Origin of the sequence: Micromonospora sp. TSRI0369 (genome assembly GCF_001905625.1) — a bacterium.
Taxonomy (GTDB): domain Bacteria; phylum Actinomycetota; class Actinomycetes; order Mycobacteriales; family Micromonosporaceae; genus Micromonospora; species Micromonospora echinospora_A.
Map to the genome: position 1 here is coordinate 310,912 of NZ_LIVU01000004.1, position 24,791 is coordinate 335,702.

Here is a 24,791-nt window from a genome sequence, read left to right on the forward strand (position 1 = left end):
CCGGTTCGTCAGGCCACCAGGCCGGCCCGGAACCCGGCCGCCACGGCGTGTGCCCGGTCCCGCGCGCCGAGCTTGCGGAACAACCGCCGGGCGTGCGTCTTGACCGTGTCCTCGGAGACGAACAGCTCCCGCCCGATCTCCGCGTTGCTCTTGCCCTCGGCCATGCCGAGCAGCACCTGAAGCTCCCGCTCGGTCAGCCCGACCGCGCCGCGCGGCGTCCGCGCCGCGCGCTGGCCGGCACCCGGCCGGGGCGCCTCCGCCGCGTCCGCCGCCGGGTCCTCCGCGTCCTCACCCCGTTGCACAGGCACCACCGTGGGCAGGCCCGCGGCATCCACCGGCGCCGCCGCCGGCCAGCCGGGTCCACCCTGGGTACGCCCCGCCGACCGGGCCGGTCCGCCGACCGCGGCCGCGTCCCGGGCGGTGTCCGCGACCCGGTGCCGGTTGCTCCGCCCGGGGGCGGAGAGCAGCAGCAGCGCCTTGGCCACAGCGCTGGTCAGGTCGTGGTCGGCGTTCTGGATCAGTCCGCGAGCGCCGGCGCTGATGGTGGCCGCCGCCGACTCCGACTCCTCGGCGCCGAGCAGCAGCACCGCCGCCTGCGGCGCGCGGGCCAGCACCCGGCGCACGAAACCGGCGCTGTCCGGCCGGGTCAGGGCGGTGTCGGCGAGCACCACGTCCACCGGACGCTCGGCGAGCCGCAACATCACCTCCGGATCGGAGACTGCCGTCCGGACGACGCCGGACAGCCCGAGCCGCGCCGCGGCGGAGGTCAGATGCTGGGCCGCCAATGGTGTCCGAACGCACACAAGAACACTACGCACAGTGGGCTCCTCTCCGACTCAGAGCAGACCATGCGGAGGTGGGCTCGGGAGGGGGTTCCGGGCAATCATCCGAACTTTTCCGACAGATGGGGCATATGCCGCTGACTGTCCGAGGTTTTCGATCACAGATGTGTGAGGCGGGGACGGCTCGGGTACCGAGGGGTTCATCCGGAACCGGCATCCCGCGCGGACCGCCGCCCGGTAGCTGGCCACGAACATTCTCCGCGGTGCCGCGCGGGAGGAGGGGTGCTGATGTCGAACGTACGTAGGCTGCCTGGACCGATCGACGAGCTCTGGGACTGGCAGCGGCTCGGGGCCTGCCGTGGCCGCGACAGCGCGCAGTTCTTCCACCCGGACGGCGAGCGCGGCTCCTCCCGGATGCGCCGTGAGATGGGCGCCAAGTCCGTCTGCCGCGCCTGCCCGGTACGCGCCGAGTGCGCCGCGCACGCGCTCTCCGTCCGCGAGCCGTACGGCGTCTGGGGCGGGTTCAGCGAGTCCGAGCGGCTGCGGCTGCTCGCGCTCGGCTGGGAGGACCTGGCCGACCGCCGGCAGACCCGGGTGGACATCGCCCGGCTGGAGGCCCGCCTCGGCCGTCCGCACAACACCGCCGTGCCAGACCAGCGCAAGGTCGCCTGACCGGCTTCACGACCCCCGACGCCGCGCCCCGATCCCGGGGCGCGGCGTCGTCGCGTCGGGCCCGTCCCGCCCCCGCTTGATCAACACCGGCTCGGCGAAATGGTCATATCGCAGAGCCTCTGATGCCACCACTTCCGGGAACTGGTGTTGATCAAGCCTGGGCGGTGGTCAGGTGACCGTGACTCGCACTGTGTGCCATCCCGTTGCGCCGTCGGGGGCGACCGGGGCCCGCTGTTCCGTCTGGGTCTCGCCGGTCGTGTCCGTCGCCCGCACCTGGAGCGTGTGCTCGCCCGGCGTGGCGTCCCACCGCCAGGACCACTGCACCCAGGTGTCCGCCGACACCGCCGGGGCGAGCGTCGCCTCCTGCCACGGGCCGCCGTCGACACGTACCTCGACGCGCCGGACGCCGCGGTGCTGCGCCCACGCCACACCGGCGACAGTCACCGGACCCGCGGCGGGACGGCTGCGAGGCCGGGGCGTGTCGATCCGGGACTGCGTCTTGATCGGCCCCTGCGCGGACCAGCCGCGCGGCACCCAGTACGCGTCGAAGTCGGCGAAGCTGGTCAGCTCCAACTCGGTGAGCCACTTGCAGGCCGAGACGTACCCGTAGAGGCCGGGCACCACCATCCGCACCGGGAAGCCGTGCCGGATCGGCAGCGGCTCGCCGTTCATGCCGACCGCGAGCAGCGCGTCCCGCCCGTCGCGCAGCACCGAGGTGGGCGTGCCGCAGGTCCAGCCGTCGACGGCCCGGCCGACCACCTGGTCCGCGCCGTCCTCCGGGTCGGCCTCGTCGAGCAGTTTCCTGATCGGTACGCCGAGCCAGCGCGCGTTGCCGATCAGGTCGCCGCCCACCTCGTTGGAGACGCAGGCGAGCGTCACGTAACGCTCGACCATCGGACGGGCGAGCAGGTCGTCGAAGCTCAGCTCGATCGGGTTGCGGACCCGCCCGTGGATGCGCAGCCGCCAGGTGACCGGGTCCACCTGCGGCACCACCAGCGCGGTGTCGATCCGGTAGAACTCCCGGTTCGGCGTGACGTACGGCGCGAGCCGGGACAGCGACAGGTCGGCTCCGGCCGGCAGCGGTGGGGCGGGCGCGGCCGGGGCGGGCAGCGTCACCGCGTCCCGGGCCGTCGACACGCCACGCCGGCCGGCCAGCCAGTGCCCGCCCAGCCCGGCCACCGCAGCCGCGCCGGTGAGCAGCCCGGCGCCACGCAGGAACCGTCGTCGCGACTCCGCGTCGTCGGGCCGGGCCGGCTCCCAGCCGCCCGGCGTCTCCCCCTCCCGGGCCAGCGCGGCGACCGCCGGAGGCGGGGCGGACGGCAAATCGGCGCCCAGCGGGCCGGCCACGAACGCCCAGAGCGTCAGCGCGCCGAGTCCGCCGCCGACCAGGGAGGGCAGCGCGTCGAACGCGTCAGCGCCGGCCCGGGTCAGCGCGGCGGCGACACCGAGCGCGGCGAACGCGGCGATGCCGGCCAGGCCGATCGCCAGCCGCCGGACCGCCGCCAGACCGAGCAGCGCCCCGAAGGCGGCCAGCAGCAGCGCCGTCCCGATCAGCAGCGCGATCTTGTCGTACGTGCCGAAGACGCTGATGGCGAACTGCTTGAGCGGCTCGGGCACCAGGTCGACGACGAGTCCGCCGACGGCGACGAGCGGAGCCGACCGGGGGCCGGTCAGGACCGCAACGGGTTCGGCGGCGCCGAGCGCCACCACGGCGGCGACGACACCGGCCAGCGCCGCGCGGCGGCGGGAGAGGGTGCTCACGGCATCCAGTCTGGTCGACCCGCGGGGACTGCTGCCAATTCCGTCAGCGTTCCGTAAGGGGACCCGGCCCGGGAAAGCCGTCAGGGCACACCACCGGGTCGGCGGTGTGCCCTGACGTCGAGCCGTACTCCTCGGGTCAGAAGCCCGGGCCGTGCTGGTGGCCGTGACCGTGCGAGTGGCCGTGGCCACCGGCGCCGGCCGGCTCCGGCTCGGCCGGCTTCTCCACCACGAGGCTCTCGGTGGTGAGCAGCAGGCCGGCGATCGAGGCGGCGTTGCTGACCGCGTTGCGGGTCACCTTCACCGGGTCGATGATGCCGGACTTGGCCAGGTCGACGTACTCGCCGGTGGCGGCGTCGAGGCCGTGGCCCCAGTCCTTGCCGACGACCTTCTGCACCACCACGTAGCCGTCGTGGCCGGCGTTCTGGGCGATCCAGCGCAGCGGCTCGACGAGCGCCTTGCGCACGATCGAGACGCCGACCTTCTCGTCACCGGTGAAGCCCAGGTCGTCGTCGAGCGCCGGCAGGATCTGGGCCAGGGCGGCGCCGCCACCCGGGACCGTACCCTCCTCGACCGCGGCCTTGGTCGCGGCGATGGCGTCCTCGATGCGGTGCTTGCGCTCCTTCATCTCGACCTCGGTGGCCGCGCCGACCTTGATCACGGCGATGCCGCCGGAGAGCTTCGCCAGACGCTCGGCCAGCTTCTCCCGGTCCCACTCCGAGTCGGACGCCTCGATCTCCTTGCGGATCTGGGCGACCCGGTCGGCGACCTCGGAGGCCTGCCCGCCACCGTCGACGACAGTGGTGTTCTCCTTGTCGACCACGACGCGGCGGGCGGTGCCGAGCACCTCCAGGCCGACCTGGTCGAGCTTGTAGCCCAGCTCCGGGGCGACCAGCTCGGCGCCGGTCAGGATCGCCATGTCCTGGAGCATCGCCTTGCGGCGGTCGCCGAAGCCGGGGGCCTTGACCGCGCAGACCTTGACGGTCTTGCGCAGCGCGTTGACCACGAGCGTCGACAGGGCCTGGCCCTCGACGTCCTCGGCGACGATGAGCAGCGGCTTGTTGTTCTGGAGGACCTTCTCCAGCAGCGGCAGCAGCTCCTCGATGGCCGAGATCTTCTGCGTGGTGATCAGGATGTACGGGTCCTCCAGGACCGCCTCCTGCGCCTCCAGGTCGGTGACGAAGTTCGGCGAGATGAAGCCCTTGTCGAACTGGAGACCCTCGGTCACCTCCAGCTCGGTGATGAGCGCGGAGCCCTCCTCGACGGTGATGACACCGTCGCGGCCGACCTTCTCCATCGCCTCGGCGATCAGCTCGCCGATGGCGGCGTCCTGCGCGGAGATGGTCGCCACGTTCGCGACCGACTCCTTGCTGGAGACCTCGACGGCCTTGCCGAGCAGCGCCTCGGAGACCTTGGCGGCCGCCGCGTCGATGCCCCGCTTCAGGCCGGTCGGGTTGGTGCCTGCGGCCACGTTGCGCAGGCCCTCGCGGACCATGGCCTGGGCCAGCACGGTGGCGGTGGTGGTCCCGTCGCCGGCGACGTCGTTGGTCTTGGTCGCCACCTCCTTGACCAGCTGCGCGCCGAGGTTCTCGTACGGGTTGGTGAGCTCGATCTCCTTGGCGATGGTCACGCCGTCGTTGGTGATCGTGGGCACACCGAACTTCTTGTCCAGGACGACGTTGCGCCCGCGCGGGCCGAGGGTGACCTTGACCGTGTCCGCGAGGGCGTTGACACCGTGCTCCAGCAGGTGCCGGGCATCGTCCGAGAAGCTGAGGATCTTCGCCATCAGTATCCCTTCGAAGCGACGTTGCCCCGGCCCGGCGAGCCGGACCGGGGCAACGACACTGATCGGTTGCTTACTTCTCGATGACCGCGAGGACGTCGCGGGCGGAGAGCACCAGGTACTCCTCGCCGGCGTACTTGACCTCGGTGCCGCCGTACTTCGAGTAGAGGACGGTGTCGCCGACCTTCACGTCGATCGGCACGCGGTTGCCCTTGTCGTCGATCCGGCCCGGGCCGACAGCGAGGACGGTGCCCTCCTGCGGCTTCTCCTTGGCGGTGTCGGGGATCACGATGCCCGAGGCGGTGGTGGTCTCGGCCTCGTTCGCCTGGACCACGATGCGGTCCTCGAGCGGCTTGATCGCAACCTTGGTCGCGGTAGTCACGGGCATACCCTCCCGGGTACTTGGTGTCGTTGCCGGCCGGCGTGCCGACCAGCGTCAATCTGCCACATGCCACCGGGCGGGGCCGTCGTCGCGGGTGCCGGTCCGCCTGGCGCTCAACCCCCGGGCACCAGGGCCCGGGCGTTGGCACCCTCAGGGTGAGAGTGCTAATCGCAGGTTATTCCTCGGCTAGCACTCCGTCAAGGAGAGTGCCAACGCGTCGCCCTCCGTGTCGCGCCGGAAACGAGCCGGGACAATGGGCGCGTGGATCTCGACCAGCTCGCCGCGCTGCGTACCCCCGAGGGGTCGGCCGCGCTGGCCGCGGCCGGTCGGGTGGCCGGCGGCGACCCGCTGGCGGCGGCCGCCGCGCTGCGCTCGGCCGGGATTCCGGGCGACCTCGCCGCCGCCGCGCTGACCCAGGCGGAGCTGCGCCGCCGCGCGGTCGGCAAGTTCGGCGCGGGCGCCGACGGGATGTTCCTCACCCGGTCCGGGCTGGAGCAGGCCACCCGCGGGGTGGTCGCCGACCGGCGGGCCGCGCGGCTGCGCGCCGCGGGCGTGACCACCCTCGCCGACCTGGGTTGCGGCCTGGGCGCCGACGCGCTCGCCGCCGCCCGCGCCGGGATCCGGGTGTACGCGGTGGAGGCCGACCCGCTCACCGCCGCGATGGCCGCCGCGAACGCCGGGGCCGCCGGGCTGGCGGAACTGGTGACCGTCGAGTGCGGCGACGCCACGGCGTTCGACGTGAGCCGGGTCGACGGCGCGTTCTGCGATCCGGCGCGGCGGCGGGCCGGCACCGGGCGGCGCGTCTTCGACCCGAGGGCCTACTCACCGCCGTGGGACTTCGTCACCGGCCTGGCCGCGCGGGTGCCGCGCACAGTGGTGAAGGTGGCGCCAGGGCTGGACCACGCGCTGATCCCGGCCGGCGCCGAGGCGGAGTGGGTGAGCGTGGACGGCGACCTGGTCGAGGCGGCGCTGTGGTGCGGCGAGCTGGCCGGCGTCCCCCGCCGCGCCACACTGCTGCGCGAGAAGGAAGGGCCCCTTCTTAACGCCTCCGGCATTAAAAGGGTCCCTTCCTATCACCTCACCGGCACCGGGGCGGCCGAGGCGCCGGTGGGGCCGGTCCGGCGGTTCCTGTACGACCCGGACCCGGCCGTGGTGCGCGCGCACCTGGTCGCCGAGCTGGCCACGGACCTCGACGCCACGCTCGCCGACCCGTCGATCGCCTACCTGTACGCCGACGAGGCCCGGCCCACCCCGTTCGCCCGCTGCCTGGAGATCACCGACGTGCTGCCGTTCTCGCTGAAGCGGCTGCGCGCCCTGCTGCGGGAGCGCCGGGTCGGCCGGGTCGAGATCCGCAAGCGCGGCTCGGCGCTGGAGCCGGAGAAGCTGCGCCGTGACCTGCGACTCTCCGGTGACGCGGCGGCGGACCTGGTGCTTACCCGGGTCGCGGGCGACCCCACGGTGCTCGTCTGCCGGCCGGTCCCGGCCGGCGGCTGACCGCGGTTTCGGCTCGCGGCCGGCCGACGACCGGGCTAGCTTGATCCGGTGGCGGGCCCTGGCACTCCGGCGATCGCGTTGCTGAGCAAGCGGAAGATCGCCCACAGCACCCACACCTACGACGTCTCGCCGGACGCGCCGAACTACGGCGCGCTGGTCGCCGCGGCGCTGGGCGTGGCGCCGGACCGCGTGTTCAAGTCGCTCGTCACCGAGGTCGACGGCGGGTTGACAGTGGCGGTGGTGCCGGTGACCGGCGAGCTGGACCTGAAGGCGCTCGCCGCCGCGGTGGGCGGCAAGCGGGCGGCGATGGCGGACCGGGCGGTGGCGGAGCGGGCGACCGGGTACGTGCGGGGCGGGATCAGCCCGCTGGCCCAGCGCAAGCGGCTACCGACAGTCGTCGACTCCTCGGCGCTGGCGCACCCGACGGTGTACGTCTCGGCGGGCCGCCGCGGCTTGCAGGTGCAGCTCACGCCGACGGATCTGGTGACGCTCACCGGGGCGGCCACGGCATCGATCGCCGCCGTCTGACGGGCCTCGTGACGGTACGTGTGGGAGCGTTCCCGAAACGCGCCCGTCCGGCGGTGTCTCGCGGGTGACAACCGCGTTGCTGAATTGTTACCGCCGCCAACAAACTTCTGACCTCGGCAGTCTTGCGGCCCATGGGAGGTGAGGAATACGTTGCCGGACACAACAAAACATCACCACTCCCCCACCTCCGAAAGGACCCTGCACATGCGCAAGGGCTTCCTCACCTTCGCGGCCGTCGGTCTCCTCGCGACCGGCAGCATGGCCGCCTGTGGTGACAACGGCGGTTCTTCCGACGAGGCCGGCGGCTCCAACGCCAAGAAGCCGAAGATCGGCGTGATCCTGCCCGACAGCAAGTCCTCCGCCCGCTGGGAGGGCGCGGACCGCAAGTACCTCAAGGCGGCGTTCGACGCGGCGGGCGTCGAGTCCGACATCCAGAACGCGCAGAACGACAAGACCGCGTTCCAGACCATCGCCGACCAGATGATCACCAGCGGCGTCAACGTCCTGATGATCGTCAACCTGGACTCCGGCACCGGCAAGGCCGTGCTCGACAAGGCCAAGTCGCAGGGCGTGGCGACCATCGACTACGACCGGCTGACCCTGGGCGGCTCCGCCCAGTACTACGTCAGCTTCGACAACGAGGCGGTCGGCAAGCTCCAGGGCGAGGGCCTGAGCAAGTGCCTGACCGACAAGGGCGTCAAGAACCCGTCGATCTCGTACCTCAACGGCTCGCCGACGGACAACAACGCCACCCTGTTCAAGAACGGGTACGACTCGGTGCTCAAGCCGAAGTTCGACTCGAAGGAGTACACCAAGGTCGCCGACGACCCGGTACCGGCGTGGGACAACGCGCAGGCCGCCACGATCTTCGAGCAGCAGATGACCAAGGCCGGCGGCAAGATCGACGGCGTGCTCGCCGCCAACGACGGTCTCGGCAACGCGGCCATCTCGGTGCTGAAGAAGAACAAGCTCAACGGCAAGGTCCCGGTGACCGGTCAGGACGCCACCAAGGAGGGCCTGCAGAACATCCTCGCCGGTGACCAGTGCATGACCGTCTACAAGGCGGTCAAGAAGGAGGCGGACGCCGCCGCCGACCTGGCCATCGCGCTCGCCAAGGGTGAGCGGAAGGACACCGGCCAGACGGTCAAGGACCCGGAGGGCAACCGGGACGTGCCGGCCGTGCTGCTGGAGCCCAAGGCCATCTTCAAGGACAACGTCAAGGACGTGGTGGCCGACGGCTACGTCACCAAGGAAGAGCTCTGCACCGGTGCCTTCGCGAAGCTCTGCACCGACGCCGGCGTGAGCTGACCCACCCGCCTCAGGCGGCGCCGCCCGGCACGGGTTCCCCCGTGCCGGGCGGCGCCCGCGCCGGACGGGATCCGAGACCTCCCTCCGCCCAAAGGAGAACCCCGTGTCCGCAACCCCCCTGCTGGAGCTACGCGGGATCGACAAGAGCTTCGGTCCCGTCCAGGTGCTGCGTGACGTCGCCTTCACCGCGCACCCCGGCGAGGTGACCGCGCTTGTCGGCGACAACGGCGCCGGCAAGTCGACCCTGGTCAAGTGCATCAGCGGTATCCACCCCACCGACGCCGGCGAGTTCCTCTTCGACGGCCGGCCGGTGAGCATCAACAGCCCGCGCGACGCCGCCGCGCTCGGCATCGAGGTCGTCTACCAGGACCTCGCGCTCTGCGACAACCTCGACATCGTGCAGAACATGTTCCTCGGCCGGGAGAAGCGCAGCGGCATCGTGCTCGACGAGCCGACCATGGAGCAGATGGCCGCCGAGACGCTCGCCGGCCTGAGCGTGCGCACCGTGAAGTCGCTGCGCCAGCACGTGGCCAGCCTCTCCGGCGGCCAGCGGCAGACCGTCGCCATCGCCAAGGCCGTGCTCTGGAACAGCCGGCTGGTCATCCTGGACGAGCCGACCGCCGCGCTCGGCGTCGCGCAGACCGCCCAGGTGCTGGAACTGGTGCGCCGACTGGCCGACAACGGCCTCGCAGTGGTGCTCATCTCGCACAACATGAACGACGTCTTCGCCGTCTCCGACCGGATCGCCGCGCTCTACCTCGGCCAGATGGTCGCCCAGGTGAAGACCTCCGACATCACCCACTCGCAGGTGGTCGAGCTGATCACCGCCGGTCGATCCGGCGGCCTCGGCCTCACCGGCGAGCCGGGCGGCAACGGCGCCGCGCCCGCCGACACCACCCCAGGAGCCATCCGATGACCGCCATCGTCGTGAAGAAGGAAGGCCCGGCCGGCGTCGCGCCGACACCGACCCTGAACAGCCACGTGAACAACTACTGGCGCCGGGTACGCGGCGGCGACATCGGCGCGCTCCCCGCGGTGGTGATGCTCGTGGCGCTGGCGGTGGGCTTCTCGATCGCCCGCCCGTCGTTCTTCACCGCCGGCAACCTGGCGAACCTGTTCACCCAGGGCGCGGCGGTCACGCTCATCGCCATGGGCCTGGTCTTCGTCCTGCTGCTCGGCGAGATCGACCTCTCCGCCGGCTTCGCCAGCGGCGTCTGTGCCGCGATCCTGGCCAACGTCGTCACAGTGCTCGGCTACCCCTGGTACGTGGCGGTGCTCGCCGCCGTCGTCACCGGTCTGGTGATCGGCACCGTGCTGGGCCTGCTGGTCGCCAAGGTCGGCATCCCGTCCTTCGTGGTGACGCTCGCCGGGTTCCTCGCCTTCCAGGGTGTCGTGCTGACGCTGATGGACGAGGGCGCCAACATCGCGATCCGCGACGACGTGCTCGTCGCGATCGCCAACCGCAACCTCTCTCCCGCGCTGGGCTGGGCGCTCGCCGCGGTGGCCGTCGCCGGGTACGCGGCAGTGCAGTTGCTCCGGTACCGCAACCGGGCCGCCCGTGGCCTGCTCACCGACCCGCTCACGGTGGTCGGCGCGCGGATCGCCGGCCTGGCCGTGATCCTCGGCGTGGCGGTCTACGTGCTCAACCTGGAGCGCAGCCGCAACGTCCTGATCACCTCGCTCAAGGGCGTGCCGATCGTGGTGCCGATCATCGCGGTGCTGCTGATCGTCTGGACGTTCGTGCTCCAGCGCACCAGCTACGGACGGCACATCTACGCGGTCGGCGGCAACGCCGAGGCGGCCCGCCGGGCCGGCATCAACGTCGACCGGATTCGTATCTCCGTCTTCGTCATCTGCTCCTCGATGGCCGCCATCGGTGGCATCGTGGCCGCCAGCAGGGGCAACTCGGTCGACCCCAACACCGGGGGCAGTAACGTACTGCTCTACGCCGTCGGCGCGGCGGTGATCGGCGGCACCAGCCTCTTCGGCGGCAAGGGCCGGGTCCTCGACGCCGTGCTCGGGGGCGCGGTGGTCGCGGTCATCGACAACGGTATGGGACTGATGGGATACAGCTCGGGCGTCAAGTACGTGGTCACCGGCGTGGTGCTGCTCGCCGCGGCGACCATCGACGCGCTGTCGCGTCGGCGGGCCGCCGCCACCGGCAACCGCTGAGCAGGGGCACGGAAACACATGGCAGTGGCAATGCGCGCAGGCCCCAGTCAGGACGAGATCCGTCGGCAGAACCTGGGCGCATTGCTCCGCTACGTACACGTTCACGGGGCCACCACCCGCGCCGAGCTGACCACCGCGCTCGGACTCAACCGCAGCACCATCGGCGCGCTGACCGCGGACCTGGCCGGCGCCGGTCTGGTCAGCGAGGGGACGCCGAAGGAGACCGGCCGGGCCGGACGACCGTCACTCGTCGTCCGGCCCGAGTCGGAGCGGGTCTACGCGTACGCGTACAGCGTCGAGGTGGACCGGCTGCGGGCCGCGCGGGTCGGGCTCGGCGGTGAGGTGCTCGACCGCCGGGAGATGGAGCGGCCGCGCAACCTGGTCGCCGGGGAGGCCGCCCCGCTGCTCGCCGGGGCGGTCAAGGAGATGCACCAGTCGGTGCCGCCGGACGCGATCTGCGTGGGCGCCGGGGTGGCGGTGTGCGGCATGGTCCGCCGCGAGGACGGGCTGGTCCGGCTCAGCCCGACCACCGGCTGGGTGGACCAGCCGATCGGTGCGGCGCTCGCCGTCGAGCTGGGGATAGACGTACCGATCACGGTGGGCAACGTGGCCGACGTGGCCGCGTACGCCGAGCACGCCCGGGGCGCGGCCGTCGGCTGCGACAACGTCATCTACATCTACGGCGACGTCGGTGTGGGCGCGGGCATCATCGCCGGGGGCCGGCGGCTGACCGGGCACGGCGGCTACGGCGGCGAGGTCGGCCACATGGTGGTGGTCCGCGACGGCGTGCGCTGCGACTGCGGCCGGCGCGGCTGCTGGGAGACCGAGATCGGCGAGCACGGGCTGCTGCGCGCCGCGGGCCGGTCCGAGGCGCGTGGCCGGGACGCGCTGCTCGCCGTCTTCGACGCCGCCGACCGCGGCGACGCCCGCGCCCAGACCGCGGTACGGCAGGCCGGCGACTGGCTCGGCTTCGGCGTCGCGAACCTGGTGAACATCTTCAACCCGGAGATGGTCATCTTCGGCGGCACCATGCGCGACCTCTACCTGGCCGCCGCGGCGCAGGTGCGCAGCCGGCTCAACTCCAACGGGCTGCCCGCGTGCCTGGAGCACGTGCGGCTGCGTACCCCGAAGCTGGGCGACGACGCGGCGCTGATCGGCGCCGCCGAGCTGGCGTTCGAACGACTCCTCGCCGATCCGCTGAACTGATCGGCCCGGTGATCCGTACCAGTGTGCGGACGGGCGGCCGTCCACGACACCCCGTGTACCGGTCCGGACCGAGGAGGCACCGCAACCATGGCATCGCTGGAATCCGCACGCCGCAAGCTGGCGCACCGGGTGGTACTGCTGCTCGCCGCGCTGGGCGCGGGGATCGGCGTCGTTCCCGGGACGGCGCAGGCCGCGCCCAACCCCGGCGTGCAGATGAACGCCGCCGACATGACGCTGCTCAACGGGGTACGGCTGGCCGGGCTGTGGGAGATGCCGGCCGGGCAGATGGCGGCCGAGAAGGGCCAGTCCGCCCGGGTACGCGAGGTCGGCGCGGAGATCGCCAAGCAGCACGCGGAGCTGGACCAGCTGGTGGTCGAGGCGGCCAACAAGCTCGGCGCCACCCTGCCGACGGATCCGACGGCCGAGCAGCAGGGGTGGCTGACCGAGATGCGGAACGCCAACGGCGCCCGGTTCGACCAGATCTTCGTCACCCGGTTGCGGGTCGCCCACGGCAAGATCTTCCCGGTGATCGGCGCGGTCCGGGCCAGCACCCGCGACCCGATCGTGCGCAAGCTGGCCGAGGACGCCAACAAGTTCGTCAACGACCACATGACCATGCTGGAGAGCACCGGGCTGGTGCGCTGGCAGCAGCTGCCGCCGGCCGCGCTGCCGCCCGCGCAGAGCGACTCGCTCGTCGCCGCGGCCCAGGCCAACGTGGGCAGCGGTGGTGGACTCCAGGTCGGCACCGGACTGGTGTGGGCGGTGTTCCTGATCGCGCTGGGCACCGGCGGGTACGCCACCTGGCGGCTGACCCGCCGCTCGTGACCCCGGCCGTCGAGCGGGCCCCGGCGCACGTCCGCCGGGGCCCGTCGCGCGTTCTCAGCCGTGCCAGGACCGCCACAGCGCGGCGTACGAGCCACCGGCCACTACGAGTTCGTCGTGTGAACCCAGCTCGGTGATGCGCCCGTCGGCGACCACCGCCACGCGGTCCGCGTCGTGCGCGGAGAAGAGCCGGTGCGCGATGGCGATGACGGTACGGCCGTCCAGCACCGCCGCCAGCGACCGCTCCAGGGCCCGGGCCGCCCGCGGGTCGATCAGCGACGTGGCCTCGTCCAGCACCAGCGTGTGCGGGTCGGCGAGCACCAGCCGGGCCAGCGCGAGCTGCTGCGCCTGCGCCGGGGTGAGCGGGTGGCCGCCCGCGCCGACCGGCGTGTCGAGCCCGTCCGGCAGGGCCAGCGCCCAGTCCAGCGCGTCGACGGCGGCGAGCGCGGCGCGTACCCGTGCCGGGGCGGCGTCCGGCCGGACCATCGCCACGTTGTCGGCGAGCGTGCCGATGAACACGTGGTGCTCCTGACTGACGAGCGCGACATGGGTACGCAGCTCGGCCAGGGGCATCCCGGCCAGCGGGCGGCCGTCCACTGTCACAGTGCCGGCGTTCGGCGCGTGCACGCCGGCCAGCAGCCGGCCCAGCGTCGACTTGCCCGCCCCGGACGGGCCGACCATCGCGAGCCGCTCCCCCGGCCGGGGTTCCAGCGTCACGCCGTGCAGCACGTCGTGTCCCGGGCGGTACGCGTACCGCACGTCGCGCGCGGCGAGCCGGCCCTCGCCGCCCGCCCGGCCCGGAGCGGCGGCGCGCTGGTCCGGCGTGGCGGATGCCCTGGCGCGCTCGTCCGGCTCGGCGGCCACCCCGAGCAGCCGGGCCAGCGAGGCGCCGCCGACCTGGAACTCGTCCAGCCAGCCGAGCAGCCGCTCGATCGGGTCGGTGAGCTGCTGGGCGTAGAGCGTGGCGGCGGTGACCTGGCCGAGGCTGACCCAGCCCTTCAGGTGGAACCAGCCGCCGATGAGCAGCGTCGCCACCATCGGCACCAGATAGCCGAACTCGGCCACCGGCCAGAACACGGTCCGCAGGTGGAGGGTGTAGCGCTCGGCGGCGTACGACCGGCGGATGTCGGCGTCCCCGCGAGCCCGGCGGCGGGCCGCCTGACGCAGCGCCTCGGTGGTCCGCGCCCCGTCGACCGTCTCGCTGATCCCGTCGGTGATGTCCGAGTAGGCGGCGTTCTCCCGCAGGTAGCCCTGCGGCGCGCGGCGCAGGTACCAGCGCGTGCCGGCCCACAGCACCGGCACCGACAGCAGACTGGGCAGCGCCAGCAGCGGGCCGGTCAGCACCAGCGCGCCGAGGATGAGCAGCACGGTCAGCGCCGAGATCAGCGTCTCCGGTCCGGCGAACCGGACGGTACGGGACAGCGCGGCGACGTCCCGCGAGGTGCGTGTGAGCAGGTCGCCGGTGCCGGCCCGCTCCACGGTGGCGAGCGGCAGCGCGAGCACCCGGTCGACGAACTCCTCCCGCAGCTCGGCGAGCACCCGCTCACCGAGCCGGGCCGAGGCCAGGTGCGCGAAGCGGACCAGCACCGCCTGCACCACCACGAACGCGGCGATGGCCGCCACGACCCGGTCCACAGTCGTCGCGGCGATGCCCTGGGAGATGCCCTGCACCAGGTCACCGAGCAGGCGCGGGGCGACGAGCCCGGCGCCCGCGGCGAGCGCGTGCAGGCCGAGCGCGACGGCCAGGCCCCGCGGGTGGCGGCGGATCAGCTCCCGCACGTACCGGCGGACCTGGGCGACGTCGGCGACGGGCAGCGCGTTGCTCATCGGTCCTCCTCCCGGCTCACCGTGGCGGCGTAGCGCGGCTCGCCGGCGAGCAGTTCCTCGTGCCGGCCCTCGGCGACGACCTTGCCGTCCTCCACGAAGACCACGTGGTCGGCGTGGCCGAGCACCAGCGGGCTCGTGGTGCAGACCAGCGTGGTGCGGCCCCGGCGGGCCGGGCCGAGCCGTTCGGCGATGCGCGCCTCGGTGTGCGCGTCCACCGCGCTGGTCGGCTCGACCAGGATCAACATCTCCGGGTCGGCGACGAGCGCGCGGGCCAGCCGCAGCCGTTGCCGCTGCCCGCCGGAGAACTCCCGGCCGCGTTCGGCGACCTCGCCGTCCAGGCCGCCGGGCAGCGCCTCGACGATGTCGGTGGCGCTCGCCGCGGCCAACGCCGCCTCGACGGCGCCGGGCCCGGCCCGGTCGTGCGGGTCCAGCTCCGTGCGCAGCACGCCGCTGAACAGCTGCGCGTCGTTGTCGGCCACCAGGATCCGCTCCCGCACCGTCGCCAGTGCCACGTCCCGCAGCGGTACGCCGTGCAGCGTGACGTCCCCGTCGGCGTACCGGCCCAGCCGGTCGGCGATCTCGACGGCGTCCTGCGGCGTGGCGGTGGCCAGCGCGGTGAGCCGGCCCGGTCGCAGGACGAGTCCGGAACGCACGTCCGCCAGTTCGCCCGGGCCGGCCGGCACCGGCACCGGGGTGGCCGGGTCGGTGAACTCCGGCGCGAGCCGCAGCAGCCGGACCACCCGGCGAGCAGCGACGTGTCCCCGGGTCAGCTTGTCGGCCGCCTCGGTGAGGTTGCGCAGCGGGCTGACCAGGAACGCGGTGTAGCCGTAGAACGAGACCAGCTCACCGGCGCTGATCTCGCCGCGCAGCGCGAACCGGGCGCCCAGCCAGGTCACCAGCACCACGAAGACACCGGGCAGCAGGATCTGCGCGGCCTGCAGCAGCGACTCGACCCGGGCCACCCGCAGCCCGTCCGCGCGCAACGCCTGCGACCGTTGCCGGTAGCGCTCGGACAGCACCGGCTCGCCGCCGACTCCGCGCAGCACGCGCAGGCCGGAGACGATGTCGGCGGCCCGGGCGGTGAGCCGGCCGGTCGACTCCCGGTACGCGGCCTGCTGCCGGTGCAGCGGGCGGATCAGCAACGCGACGAGCGCCATCAGCAGCGGTACCCCGAACACCACCACGAGGCCGAGCGGCTGGGAGGCGCTGAGCAGGATCACCGCGACTGTGACGATGCCGACCACCGAGCCGACGCCCCGGGCGGTGATGTCGATGGCGCTGCCGATGTGCTCGATGTCGGCGGTGCCGATGCTCACCACCTCGCCGGCCGCGACGCGCCGGGGCAACGCGGCGCCGAGCCGGTTGGTGGCGTCCACCGTGACCTGCACGGTGCGGTAGGCGGCGCCGAGCCAGTTGTGCACCGCGCAGCGGTGACGCAGGATCCCGGCGACGGCCTGCACCAGACCCAGCCCGAGCAGGGCCAGACTCCAGCGCACCAGCGCGTCCGGGTCGCGTTGCGCCAGGCCGGCTTCCACGGCGCGGCCGAGCACGGCCGGCACGAGCGCCTGGGCCAGCATCCAGATCACGCCGAGCGCGAGACCGGCGCCGAAGATGAAGGGGTGCCGCCCGGCGAGCCACACGAGGTATCGGGTGGCCGACCGCGCGTCGGGGGTGCCGGGGTCGCCGGCCGGTGAAAAGCGCATGACCCACCGACGCTAGGTGCCGGGACGACCGGGACGCCAACCAATTCCGGCCGTCGTGACGACCCTCGCGTCAGCGGTCGACCTGGGCGAAGTCCCAGCTGTGCGGCGGGCGGGCGATCAGGCGCGCCGGCGGCTCGGGCAGCTCCCGGGGGTTGTTCCGCCACTTGGAGATGACCACCAGCCGGTGGTCGGTGGAGGAAAACACCTCGCTGGAGACGTGCATCGGGTCGTGCTCGAACTCGGGCAGCGCGGTCTCGCAGACCCAGGTGATCAGGTCGGCGAAGCCGTACGACTCGGCCTTGGCCTCCCACATCCGGACGATCATGTCGGTTCCCTCCCCGCTCACACACTGACCACTGTCAGCGGCATCGCCGAGTCGGCCGGCAGGTCCAGCCGGCTCGGCGCGACGCCCGCGGCGACCAGGTGGGAGCCGAGCGCGGCCACCATCGCGCCGTTGTCCGTGCAGAGCTTCGGCCGGGGCGTACGCACCCGGATGCCGTGCTTGCCGGCCCGCTGCTCGGCCATCGCCCGCAGCCGGGAGTTGGCTGCCACTCCGCCGCCGATCACCAGCGTGTCGATGCCGCTGGTGCGGCAGGCGTCGATCGCCTTGCCGACCAGCACGTCGCAGACCGCCTCCTGGAAGGACGCGGCCACGTCGGCGACCGGGACCGGCTCACCGGCCCGCTGCCGCGCCTCAACCCAGCGGGCCACCGCCGTCTTCAGACCCGAGAACGAGAAGTCGTAGCGGTGCCCGGCCAGGTCCTTCGCGGCGGTCAGCCCGCGCGGGAAGGCGATCGCCGCCGGGTCACCGGCACGCGCCTCGCGGTCGATGTACGGTCCGCCGGGGAACGGCAGCCCGAGCAGCCGCGCCACCTTGTCGAACGCCTCGCCGGCCGCGTCGTCGATGGTGGCGCCGAGCGGTACGACGTCGCGGGCCAGGTCGTCGACGCGCAGCAGCGAGGAGTGGCCGCCGGAGACCAGCAGCGCGATGGCGGGCTCGGGCAGCGGGCCGTGTTCGAGCGTGTCCACCGCCACGTGCGCGGCGAGGTGGTTCACCCCGTACACCGGTTTCTCCGCCGCCACCGCGTACCCCTTGGCGGCGGCGACCCCGACGAGCAGCGCGCCCGCGAGCCCCGGCCCGGCGGTCACCGCGATCGCGTCGATGTCGGCGATGGTGACGCCCGCCTCGCGCAACGCCCGGTCCATGGTCGGCACGATCGCCTCCAGGTGGGCGCGGCTGGCCACCTCGGGCACCACGCCGCCGAACCGGGCGTGCTCCTCGACGCTGGAGGCCAGCGCGTCGGCGAGCAGCGTGTGCCCGCGCACGATGCCCACGCCGGTCTCGTCGCAGGAGGTCTCGATGCCGAGGATCAGGGGTTCGTCAGCCATGCTCGTCAGTCCTCGTTGCGCTGCATGACCAGCGCGTCGGTGTTGCTCGGTTGGTAGTAGCCGCGCCGTACGCCGATCGGCTCGAAGCCGTAGCCGGCGTAGAGCCGCTGCGCCGGGGCGTTGTCCGCGGCGACCTCCAGCAGCGTGCTGCGGACGCCGCGCCGGGCGGCCTCGGCGAGCAGCGCCTCCAGCAGCAGCCGGCCGACACCCCGGCGCTGGGCGTCGCGACGGACCGCGACGTTCTGCACCCAGGCCTCGTCGGGCGGGTAGACGGCCAGTCCGGCGTAGCCGAGCACGGCGCCGTCGTCGTCGGTGGCGGCCAGGTAGAAGTGGCCGTTGGCGAGTTCGTTCCAGAACATCCCCGCCGACCACTGCTCTGCGCCGAACAGGTCCGCCTCAATGGGCAGCACCTCCTCGACGTGCCACCAGCGGAACCGGCCCAGCCTCATGGCAGGACCGGCTTGTGGCCGGTGGCCGCGACCGCGTCGGGGCGACGCAGGTAGAGCGGGGTGAGCGTCTCACCGGGCGCGCCCGCGCGGATCCGCGGCGCGGCCAGACGCGCCAGCGCCAGCGGGTCCGGGTAGCGCGGCTCGTCCCGCACCGGCAGGCCGAGCACGTCGGCGTACCGGTGCGCGCCGTCGCCGACCGCGACGGTGACCGCCAGGTCGCGTGCCCGCTGCGCGACCACCGCCGGGGCGGCGACCTCCGGCCCGACCAGACGCTGGCCGGCGCCGTCGTAGACGGCCCAGTAGATTTCCCGCCGCCGCGCGTCGCTCGCCGCCAGCACCGGCTCGCCGGCTGCCGCCGGGTGGCCGAGCCCGTCCAGCGAGCAGACACCGTACGTGGGGACGCCGAGCACCTGACCCATGGTGGCGGCGGTGACCAGCCCGACCCGCAGCCCGGTGAACGGGCCCGGGCCGAGGCCGGCGACGATCGCGGCCAGGTCGGCGGGGCGCGCGCCGACGTCCGCGAGCACGGCGTCGACCTGCGGCGCAAGCAGCTCGCCGTGGGCGCGGGCGTCGACGGTGCATCGGGACGCACGAACCGCGACGCCGTCCGCCGAGACCTCGGCCAGCGCCGCGGTCACCGCGGGCGTCGAGGAGTCCACCACGAGTACGAGCACGGTAAGCCAGCCTAGCCGTCCGCTCCGCCCACCCCTGGCACGCCCTCGCCGCTCGCACGGTCACGTTGGGTAGCGTCCTGACAGAAGAGATGACCTGAGAGCGATATACCTCTCGGTCATAAATATGACTCACAGGTATATCGCTCGACGGCGGACTGCCATCCTGCGGAGATGACGGAGAGTCGCCTGGTCCAGGAGATCGCCCGCGCCCTGCGCCACGAACGGGAGATGGCCGGGCTCACCCAGCAGGCGCTGGCCGTCCGGGCAGGGATCAGCCAGGCGACCATCGCCCGGATCGAGCGCGGCGACCGGCTCCCCAGCCTGACCACTGCGGAACGCCTGCTCGGCGCGCTCGGCCGGCAACTACGGATCGAGGTCGAGCCGCTGGACAGTCACCTGGACGCGGCGCTTGACGAAATGGCCGGGACCGCGCTGACCGAGCGGATCGATCATCTCCGGCTGGACCCGATCATCGACGCGCTGGGCGACCTGCCGTACGTGCTGGCGGGCGGCACGGCGGCCCTGTTGCAGGGCGCGCCGCTGCCGGTGGACGCGGTCGAGATCGCGGTGCGGTGGCGGGACTCCCCGCGGTTCACCGCGTTCCTGGAGCGGGGCCGCGCGCAGCGCTGGGATGCCCGGTGGCAGGAGTGGGGCGGGGGCCACCCGGAGCCCGAGGAACCGGGCGAGCACCGCTGGCGGACCCGATTCGGCGAGCTGCGGGCCCGGATGTGCGACGAACTGCCCGAGCCGATCGAGGTCCGCCTCGGTGAACGCACGTACCCGGTCGAGTCGCTGCTCGAGGTGGAGGTGACCGACCGGCGTACGGCCGAACTGCTGTCCCGGTACCGCCGGCGCCTCGCTGCGGCGGGCGAGGCGCCGGACGGGTCAGCCGGCTGAGCGCTCCCAGTCGATGGTGGGCAGCCCCGCGTCGGCCAGGGCCTTGTTCGCCGCGCTGAACGGGCGGCTGCCGAGGAAGCCCCGCGGGTTCATCGGGCTCGGGTGGCCGGCCTCCAGCACCACGTGCTGCGGGTTGGTCACGAGCGCCGCCTTCTTGCGCGCGTAGCCGCCCCAGAGCAGGAAGACCACGCGCTGGTCGAGCGCGTCGAGCGCCCGGATGGTGGCGTCGGTGAACTCCTCCCAGCCCTTGTTGGCGTGCGAGCCGGGGGTGGCCTGCCGAACGGTCAGCACCGAGTTGAGCAGCAGGACGCCCTGCGCGGCCCAGCCGTCGAGGTTGCCGCTGCGCGGCTTCGGCACGCCCAGGTCCTCGCTCATCTCCTTGAAGACGTTGCGCAGCGACGGCGGGACCGCCACCCCCTCGCGGACGCTGAAGCTCAGCCCGTGCGCCTGGCCCGCCTTGTGGTACGGGTCCTGCCCGAGGATGAGCACCCTCGTGTCGGCCGGCCCGCACTGCCGGTAGGCGGAGAACAGGTCCTCCAGCGGCGGGAAGACAGTGGCGCTCGCGTACTCCCTGGTGACGAACTCGGCCAGCGCGGCGGTGCGGGCCGGGTCGAGGTGGGGGGTGAGCGCGGCACGCCAGGCCTCCGGCAGCAGCGCCGGCAGGTCCAGGGTGGGGGCGTCGGGCATCGGCAACCTCTCCTCGTGGGGTCGCCATCTTCATACCAGCCGCAACCGACACTCCCGTGCTGCGGCAGCGCCGGGCACTGGACGAGAAAAGTTACCGGAGCGTAACCTACTGGCAAGTTACTTACGCCACACCGCCACTGCTAGCTTGCATCCACCACCATCGATGCTCGCTAGGAGTGCCCGTGAGCAGGAGAAACAACCGTCCCCGCACGCCCTCCACCGCCCTCTCCCCCCGCCGCACGACCGGCCTCCGGATCCTGGCCGTCGCCGCGGCGGCAGCCGTCTACCTGGCCGGATCCGGCACAGCCGCGTCCGCCGACGGCGCCGCGCCCGTGGTCTCCCGCGGCGTGACCATTCCCGCCTTCTACCAACCGCCCGCCGACCTGCCCGCCACCAACGGCACGCTGATCCGCACCGAGCCCTTGCCGCTCGGCCTGAGCATTCCCGGGCTCGACGGCCGCCCGATGCCCGGCACCGCCACCCGGCTCATGTACCGGTCCACCGACTCCAACGGCCGGCCCGTCGCGGTGACCGGCGCCTACATCGAACCGTCGGCGGCGTGGCGGGGCGCCGGCCCGCGCCCGCTGGTCGCCGTCGCCTCGGGGACCATGGGGCAGGGCGACCAGTGCGCACCGTCGTTCTCGCTGCAACATCCGCTGACGCTCACCGGCGACACGGTGTCGGTCGGCTACGAGGCCCTCGCCGTCTACCGCCTCCTCGCCACCGGCGCGGCGGTCGTCGTCACCGACTACGTCGGCCTGGGCGCGACCGACCGGCTGCACACCTACGTCAACCGCCTCGACGGGGGACGCGCCCTGCTGGACGCGGCCCGCGCCGCCCGCGCCGTACCCGGAGCGTCGGTCACTGCGGAGTCCCGCGTCGGTCTGTACGGATACAGCCAGGGTGGGGGCGCCAGCGCCGCTGCCGCCGAACTCCAGTCCACCTACGCGCCCGACGTGCCGGTCGCCGGAACCTACGTCGGCGCGCCGCCCGCCGACCTGACCGCGGTCATCGGCGGCATCGACGGCAGCGCGCTGGTGGGGGCGCTCGGGTGGTCGCTGAACGGCTTCGCCCAGTCCGACCCGGCCCTGCGGGACGTCATCGAGGCCGCCCTCAACGACACCGGCCGGGCCGCGCTGAAGGACACCTCGACCATGTGCGTCGGCGACGCGATCCTCCGGTACGCGTTCACCAAGAGCACCAGGTGGATCACCGGCGGCCGATCCCTCACCGCCGTCATCGCCGCATCGCCCGAAGCCCAGGCCGTCCTCGACCGGCAGCGCATCGGCACGCTAAAGCCCACCGGCCCGGTACGTGTGGCGACCGGCATCCAGGACGACATCGTGCCCCACCGGCAGGCCCGCCAACTGGCTGTCGACTGGTGCCGCAAGGGCGGCAACGTGGCCTACCAGGCGATCAGCCTGCCCAACCTCGGGGACAAGATCCTCACCAACCACCTGGTGCCGCTCATCACCGACCAGGGCGACGCGGTGGCCTGGCTGACCGACCGGCTCGCCGGGCGGACTGCCTACTCCAACTGCTGGACGATGCCCCTTCAGCCCTGACTCAGGACAGTTCGGCGACCCGGGCGGCCCAGTCCCCGCCCACCGGCTCCAGCGTGACCGCCCGGGTGTCGTCGTCGCGGCGGTCGATGCGTACCCGCAGGTGCGCGTCGCCCAGTTGCTCGACCATTCCCTCGCCCCACTCCACCACGGTGACCGCCTCGTCCACCGAGGCGTCCAGGTCGAGGTCGTCGATCTCCGCCCGCGGGTCGGCGGCCTCACCCAGGCGGTACGCGTCGGCGTGCACGAGCGTCACCCGGCCGCCCCGATCCGGGTCGGGCCGGTGCACCCGGGCGATGACGAAGGTGGGTGAGGTGATGCCGCCGCGTACGCCCAGGCCGGCGCCGATGCCCTGGGTCAGCGCGGTCTTGCCGGCCCCGAGCGGGCCGCTGAGCAGCAGCAGGTCACCGGCACGCAGCACCCCGGCCAGCCGCCGCCCGAACTCGTGGGTGTCGTCGACGGTCTTCAGCTCCACGATCACCGTCACAGCGACTCCAGGAACCTCTCCAGCGCCGCGTTCACGTCGTCGGCGTGCTCCAGCATCAGCACGTGCCCGCTGTCGTGGATCTTCACGAACTCCGCGTGCGGCAGCCGCCGGACGATCTCCTCGGAGTGCGTCACCGGCGTGATCATGTCCTTGTCCCCCACGATCACCAGCACCGGCGAGCCGGCCAGCGCGGCCAGCGCCGGGAAGCGGGAGTGGGTGGCGATAGTGCGCAGGTAGCGGGTGACCGTGTCGGCCGAGGTGCGCGAGTTCATCATCTCGACGTACGACACCAGGGCCGGGCTCGGCGTCGAGGTGCCGAAGCCGTACTTGCGGGTGAGCAGCCAGGCCACGTTCGAGGTCGACCGGCGCGCCCTGTCGATCACGGTGCCGCCGTACCGGGTGGCGTTGCTCATCATGTAGAGCACCGGCGCGCCGACCCGGCCGAGCAGCGCGGGCGCCACCAGCTTGGTCTCCGCCGCCAGACCGCCCGAGGTCGCCATCAGGACGGTGCCGACCACCCGGTCACCGAACATCTCCGGGTACAGCTCGGCCAGCGCCATGATCGTCATGCCGCCCATCGAGTGGCCGACGAGCACCAGCGGACCCTCCGGGGCCACCTCGTCGAGCACCCGGCGCAGCGTGTGGCCCAGCGCGGTCAGGTCGTACTCGCCGCTCTCCAGCCGGCCGGACCGGCCGTGCCCCGGCTGGTCGTACGCGACCACCCGGTAGTCGCCGCGCTCGGCGAGCCGCTTGCGCTGGAAGTGGAACGTGCCCATGTCCAGGCAGAACCCGTGCACAAGCACCACAGTCGGGTGCCCGGCCACCGGGCGGGTCGGCTCGACCACCTCCACGTGGATGTCGGTGCCGTCCGGCATCTCCAGCCGGTACGCCTGGTCGTAGCGCTGCTCGCCGAACACCTCGTCGGCGTACCGGTCGGTCGGGTCGTTCTTGAGCCGGCGGACCAGCACCCGCTCGCTGACCACGCCAGCCGCGAGCCCGGCGGCGGCCACGCCGACGGCCGCGCCGACCAGGCCGGCGACCTTGCCGGCGGCGGTACGCGGTCGCGGCAACCGGACACTCATGCGCGCTCGCCGTCGTAGACGCGGGGCACCCGGACGCCGCCGAAACGGGTCACGATCTCGTAGTTGATGGTGCCGACGGCCTCGGCCCAGTCGTCGGCGGTGGGCTCGCCGTCCGCCCCGCTGCCGAACAGCGTCGCCACGTCGCCGTCGGCCACCTCGTCGTCGCCGCAGTCGACCACGAACTGGTCCATGCAGACCCGCCCGGAGATGTTCCGGCGCTTGCCGGCAAGCTGGACCGGCCCGGTGTTGGAGGCGTGCCGGGGCACCCCGTCGGCGTAGCCGAGCGGCACCACCGCGAGGTTGGCCTCCTGCTCGGTGAGGTAGGTGTGCCCGTAGGAGACGCCGGTGCCGGCCGCCACCCGTTTGGTGAGCATCACCCGGGCGCGGGCGGTCATCGCCGGACGCAGACCGAACTGCTCGCCCGCGACCGGCGACAGGCCGTAGACGGCGATGCCGGGACGGACCAGGTCGAAGTGGGTGTCCGGCCGGGTCAGCGTGGCGGCCGAGTTGGCCAGGTGCCGGTAGCGCGGACGCAGGCCGGCCCGCGTCACCATCTCCAGCCCTTCGTGGAAGACGGCGAGCTGGCGATCGGTGGTGGGGTGGCCGGGCGAGTCCGCGTACACGAAGTGGCTCCACACGCCGGCCACCTCGACCAGACCGTCGGCCTGGGCCTTCGCGGCGGCCTCCAGCAGCGCCGGCCAGTCGGCGACGGTGGCGCCACCACGGGCCAGCCCGGTGTCGATCTTGAGGTGCAGCCGGGCCGGGCGGTCCGCCCGGCGGCTCGCCTCGATCATCTCGTCGAGCTGGGTGAGGCCGGCGCAGCCGAGGTCGACACCGACGGTGATCCCGTCGTGCAGCGGCAGGCCGGGGCTGAGCAGCCAGGCCAGCACCGGCGCGGTGATGCCCTCCTCGCGCAGCCGCAGCGCCTCGTCCAGCGTGCAGACGCCGAGCTGGTCCGCACCGGCGTCGAGCGCCGCGCGGGCCGCCGGCACCATGCCGTGCCCGTACCCGTCGCCCTTGACCACCGCCATCAGCTCGGCGTTGGTGCCGGCCTTGAGCCGGGCCACGTTCTCCCGGATCGCGTCCAGGTCGACGCGCACCTCCGACTGCCACATGCTCCCCAGCCT

The 24,791-nt window shown here is 73.1% G+C and carries 24 protein-coding genes; 10 read left to right on the plus strand and 14 right to left on the minus strand.

Translation table 11 applies throughout. The annotated features are described in order from the left end of the window. Window positions 1-8 precede the first annotated feature (8 nt). Window positions 9-818 (minus strand): helix-turn-helix transcriptional regulator, encoded by an 810-nt coding sequence (locus AMK25_RS14360; RefSeq protein ID WP_073828884.1) that lies wholly within the window; start codon window positions 816-818, stop codon window positions 9-11. A gap of 252 nt (window positions 819-1,070) precedes the next feature. On the opposite strand from AMK25_RS14360, the gene AMK25_RS14365 reads away from it, so the two are divergent. Further along, the gene (locus AMK25_RS14365) at window positions 1,071-1,454 is read left to right on the plus strand and encodes a WhiB family transcriptional regulator (RefSeq protein ID WP_073829337.1); all 384 of its coding nucleotides are present in this window, start codon (window positions 1,071-1,073) and stop codon (window positions 1,452-1,454) included. Window positions 1,455-1,622: 168 nt separating this feature from the next. On the opposite strand, the gene AMK25_RS14370 is transcribed toward AMK25_RS14365, so the two are convergent. The 3 genes from AMK25_RS14370 to groES all read right to left on the minus strand — a co-directional run bounded on the left by AMK25_RS14370 (window position 1,623) and on the right by groES (window position 5,383). Beyond that, window positions 1,623-3,215, minus strand: coding sequence for a molybdopterin-dependent oxidoreductase (locus AMK25_RS14370; protein ID WP_073828885.1), 1,593 nt, complete (start codon window positions 3,213-3,215; stop codon window positions 1,623-1,625). A gap of 136 nt (window positions 3,216-3,351) precedes the next feature. Then, window positions 3,352-4,998 (minus strand): chaperonin GroEL, encoded by a 1,647-nt coding sequence (gene groL, locus AMK25_RS14375; protein WP_073828886.1) that lies wholly within the window; start codon window positions 4,996-4,998, stop codon window positions 3,352-3,354. 70 nt (window positions 4,999-5,068) lie between these two features. Continuing rightward, the gene (groES, locus tag AMK25_RS14380; RefSeq protein ID WP_018222648.1) at window positions 5,069-5,383 is read right to left on the minus strand and encodes a co-chaperone GroES; all 315 of its coding nucleotides are present in this window, start codon (window positions 5,381-5,383) and stop codon (window positions 5,069-5,071) included. Between the two features lie 255 nt (window positions 5,384-5,638). On the opposite strand from groES, the gene AMK25_RS14385 reads away from it, so the two are divergent. From AMK25_RS14385 to AMK25_RS14415, 7 genes are all read left to right on the plus strand, one after another. Further along, window positions 5,639-6,871, plus strand: coding sequence for a THUMP-like domain-containing protein (locus AMK25_RS14385; RefSeq protein WP_073828887.1), 1,233 nt, complete (start codon window positions 5,639-5,641; stop codon window positions 6,869-6,871). Window positions 6,872-6,919: 48 nt separating this feature from the next. Next, entirely contained in the window at window positions 6,920-7,399 is a 480-nt protein-coding gene (gene ybaK, locus AMK25_RS14390; RefSeq protein WP_073828888.1) for a Cys-tRNA(Pro) deacylase, read from the plus strand. Window positions 7,400-7,603: 204 nt separating this feature from the next. Further along, window positions 7,604-8,707 (plus strand): sugar ABC transporter substrate-binding protein, encoded by a 1,104-nt coding sequence (locus AMK25_RS14395; protein WP_073828889.1) that lies wholly within the window; start codon window positions 7,604-7,606, stop codon window positions 8,705-8,707. 103 nt (window positions 8,708-8,810) lie between these two features. After that, on the plus strand, window positions 8,811-9,623 hold the full coding sequence (locus AMK25_RS14400) for an ATP-binding cassette domain-containing protein (protein WP_073828890.1): 813 nt from the start codon (window positions 8,811-8,813) through the stop codon (window positions 9,621-9,623). Then, complete coding sequence (locus AMK25_RS14405) at window positions 9,620-10,879, plus strand: sugar ABC transporter permease (protein ID WP_043328321.1); 1,260 nt, start codon at window positions 9,620-9,622, stop codon at window positions 10,877-10,879. Before AMK25_RS14400 ends, AMK25_RS14405 begins: the two co-directional genes overlap by 4 nt. Window positions 10,880-10,909: 30 nt before the next feature. After that, on the plus strand, window positions 10,910-12,085 hold the full coding sequence (locus AMK25_RS14410) for an ROK family protein (RefSeq protein WP_073828891.1): 1,176 nt from the start codon (window positions 10,910-10,912) through the stop codon (window positions 12,083-12,085). 87 nt (window positions 12,086-12,172) lie between these two features. Further along, entirely contained in the window at window positions 12,173-12,910 is a 738-nt protein-coding gene (locus AMK25_RS14415; protein ID WP_073828892.1) for a DUF4142 domain-containing protein, read from the plus strand. 54 nt (window positions 12,911-12,964) lie between these two features. Here AMK25_RS14415 and AMK25_RS14420 read toward each other — a convergent pair whose 3' ends face one another. The 6 genes from AMK25_RS14420 to tsaB all read right to left on the minus strand — a co-directional run bounded on the left by AMK25_RS14420 (window position 12,965) and on the right by tsaB (window position 18,949). After that, window positions 12,965-14,734, minus strand: a complete 1,770-nt coding sequence (locus tag AMK25_RS14420) for an ABC transporter ATP-binding protein (protein WP_073828893.1) — start codon at window positions 14,732-14,734, stop codon at window positions 12,965-12,967. Then, window positions 14,731-16,437 (minus strand): ABC transporter ATP-binding protein, encoded by a 1,707-nt coding sequence (locus AMK25_RS14425; RefSeq protein ID WP_073828894.1) that lies wholly within the window; start codon window positions 16,435-16,437, stop codon window positions 14,731-14,733. The genes AMK25_RS14420 and AMK25_RS14425 overlap by 4 nt, the downstream gene beginning before the upstream one ends. Window positions 16,438-16,507: 70 nt before the next feature. Next, complete coding sequence (locus AMK25_RS14430) at window positions 16,508-16,762, minus strand: hypothetical protein (protein ID WP_030501549.1); 255 nt, start codon at window positions 16,760-16,762, stop codon at window positions 16,508-16,510. 17 nt (window positions 16,763-16,779) lie between these two features. After that, entirely contained in the window at window positions 16,780-17,826 is a 1,047-nt protein-coding gene (tsaD, locus tag AMK25_RS14435; protein WP_073828895.1) for a tRNA (adenosine(37)-N6)-threonylcarbamoyltransferase complex transferase subunit TsaD, read from the minus strand. Between the two features lie 5 nt (window positions 17,827-17,831). Continuing rightward, window positions 17,832-18,275: a ribosomal protein S18-alanine N-acetyltransferase gene (rimI, locus tag AMK25_RS14440; protein WP_073828896.1), complete on the minus strand. Its 444-nt coding sequence runs from the start codon at window positions 18,273-18,275 to the stop codon at window positions 17,832-17,834. Beyond that, the gene (gene tsaB / locus AMK25_RS14445; protein WP_073828897.1) at window positions 18,272-18,949 is read right to left on the minus strand and encodes a tRNA (adenosine(37)-N6)-threonylcarbamoyltransferase complex dimerization subunit type 1 TsaB; all 678 of its coding nucleotides are present in this window, start codon (window positions 18,947-18,949) and stop codon (window positions 18,272-18,274) included. The genes rimI and tsaB overlap by 4 nt, the downstream gene beginning before the upstream one ends. 171 nt (window positions 18,950-19,120) lie before the next feature. Here tsaB and AMK25_RS14450 point away from each other — a divergent pair, with 171 nt between their 5' ends. After that, a complete protein-coding gene (locus AMK25_RS14450; protein WP_073828898.1) occupies window positions 19,121-19,846 on the plus strand; it encodes a helix-turn-helix domain-containing protein in 726 nt (241 codons plus the stop codon). Here AMK25_RS14450 and ung read toward each other — a convergent pair. Beyond that, on the minus strand, window positions 19,835-20,533 hold the full coding sequence (gene ung, locus AMK25_RS14455) for a uracil-DNA glycosylase (RefSeq protein WP_073828899.1): 699 nt from the start codon (window positions 20,531-20,533) through the stop codon (window positions 19,835-19,837). The genes AMK25_RS14450 and ung overlap by 12 nt on opposite strands. Window positions 20,534-20,715: 182 nt before the next feature. Here ung and AMK25_RS14460 point away from each other — a divergent pair, with 182 nt between their 5' ends. Further along, window positions 20,716-22,098 (plus strand): lipase family protein, encoded by a 1,383-nt coding sequence (locus tag AMK25_RS14460; RefSeq protein ID WP_073828900.1) that lies wholly within the window; start codon window positions 20,716-20,718, stop codon window positions 22,096-22,098. 1 nt (window position 22,099) lies between these two features. Here the strand turns inward: AMK25_RS14460 and tsaE are convergent, their stop codons facing one another. From tsaE to alr, 3 genes are read right to left on the minus strand one after another with little or no spacing between them, the layout of a single operon-like run. Further along, window positions 22,100-22,582 carry a tRNA (adenosine(37)-N6)-threonylcarbamoyltransferase complex ATPase subunit type 1 TsaE gene (tsaE, locus tag AMK25_RS14465; RefSeq protein WP_073828901.1) on the minus strand — a complete coding sequence of 161 codons (483 nt, stop codon included), beginning with the start codon at window positions 22,580-22,582 and terminating at the stop codon, window positions 22,100-22,102. Continuing rightward, window positions 22,579-23,664, minus strand: coding sequence for an alpha/beta fold hydrolase (locus AMK25_RS14470; protein WP_073828902.1), 1,086 nt, complete (start codon window positions 23,662-23,664; stop codon window positions 22,579-22,581). The genes tsaE and AMK25_RS14470 overlap by 4 nt, the downstream gene beginning before the upstream one ends. Continuing rightward, window positions 23,661-24,779, minus strand: a complete 1,119-nt coding sequence (gene alr / locus AMK25_RS14475; protein ID WP_073828903.1) for an alanine racemase — start codon at window positions 24,777-24,779, stop codon at window positions 23,661-23,663. The genes AMK25_RS14470 and alr overlap by 4 nt, the downstream gene beginning before the upstream one ends. Window positions 24,780-24,791: the final 12 nt, after the last annotated feature.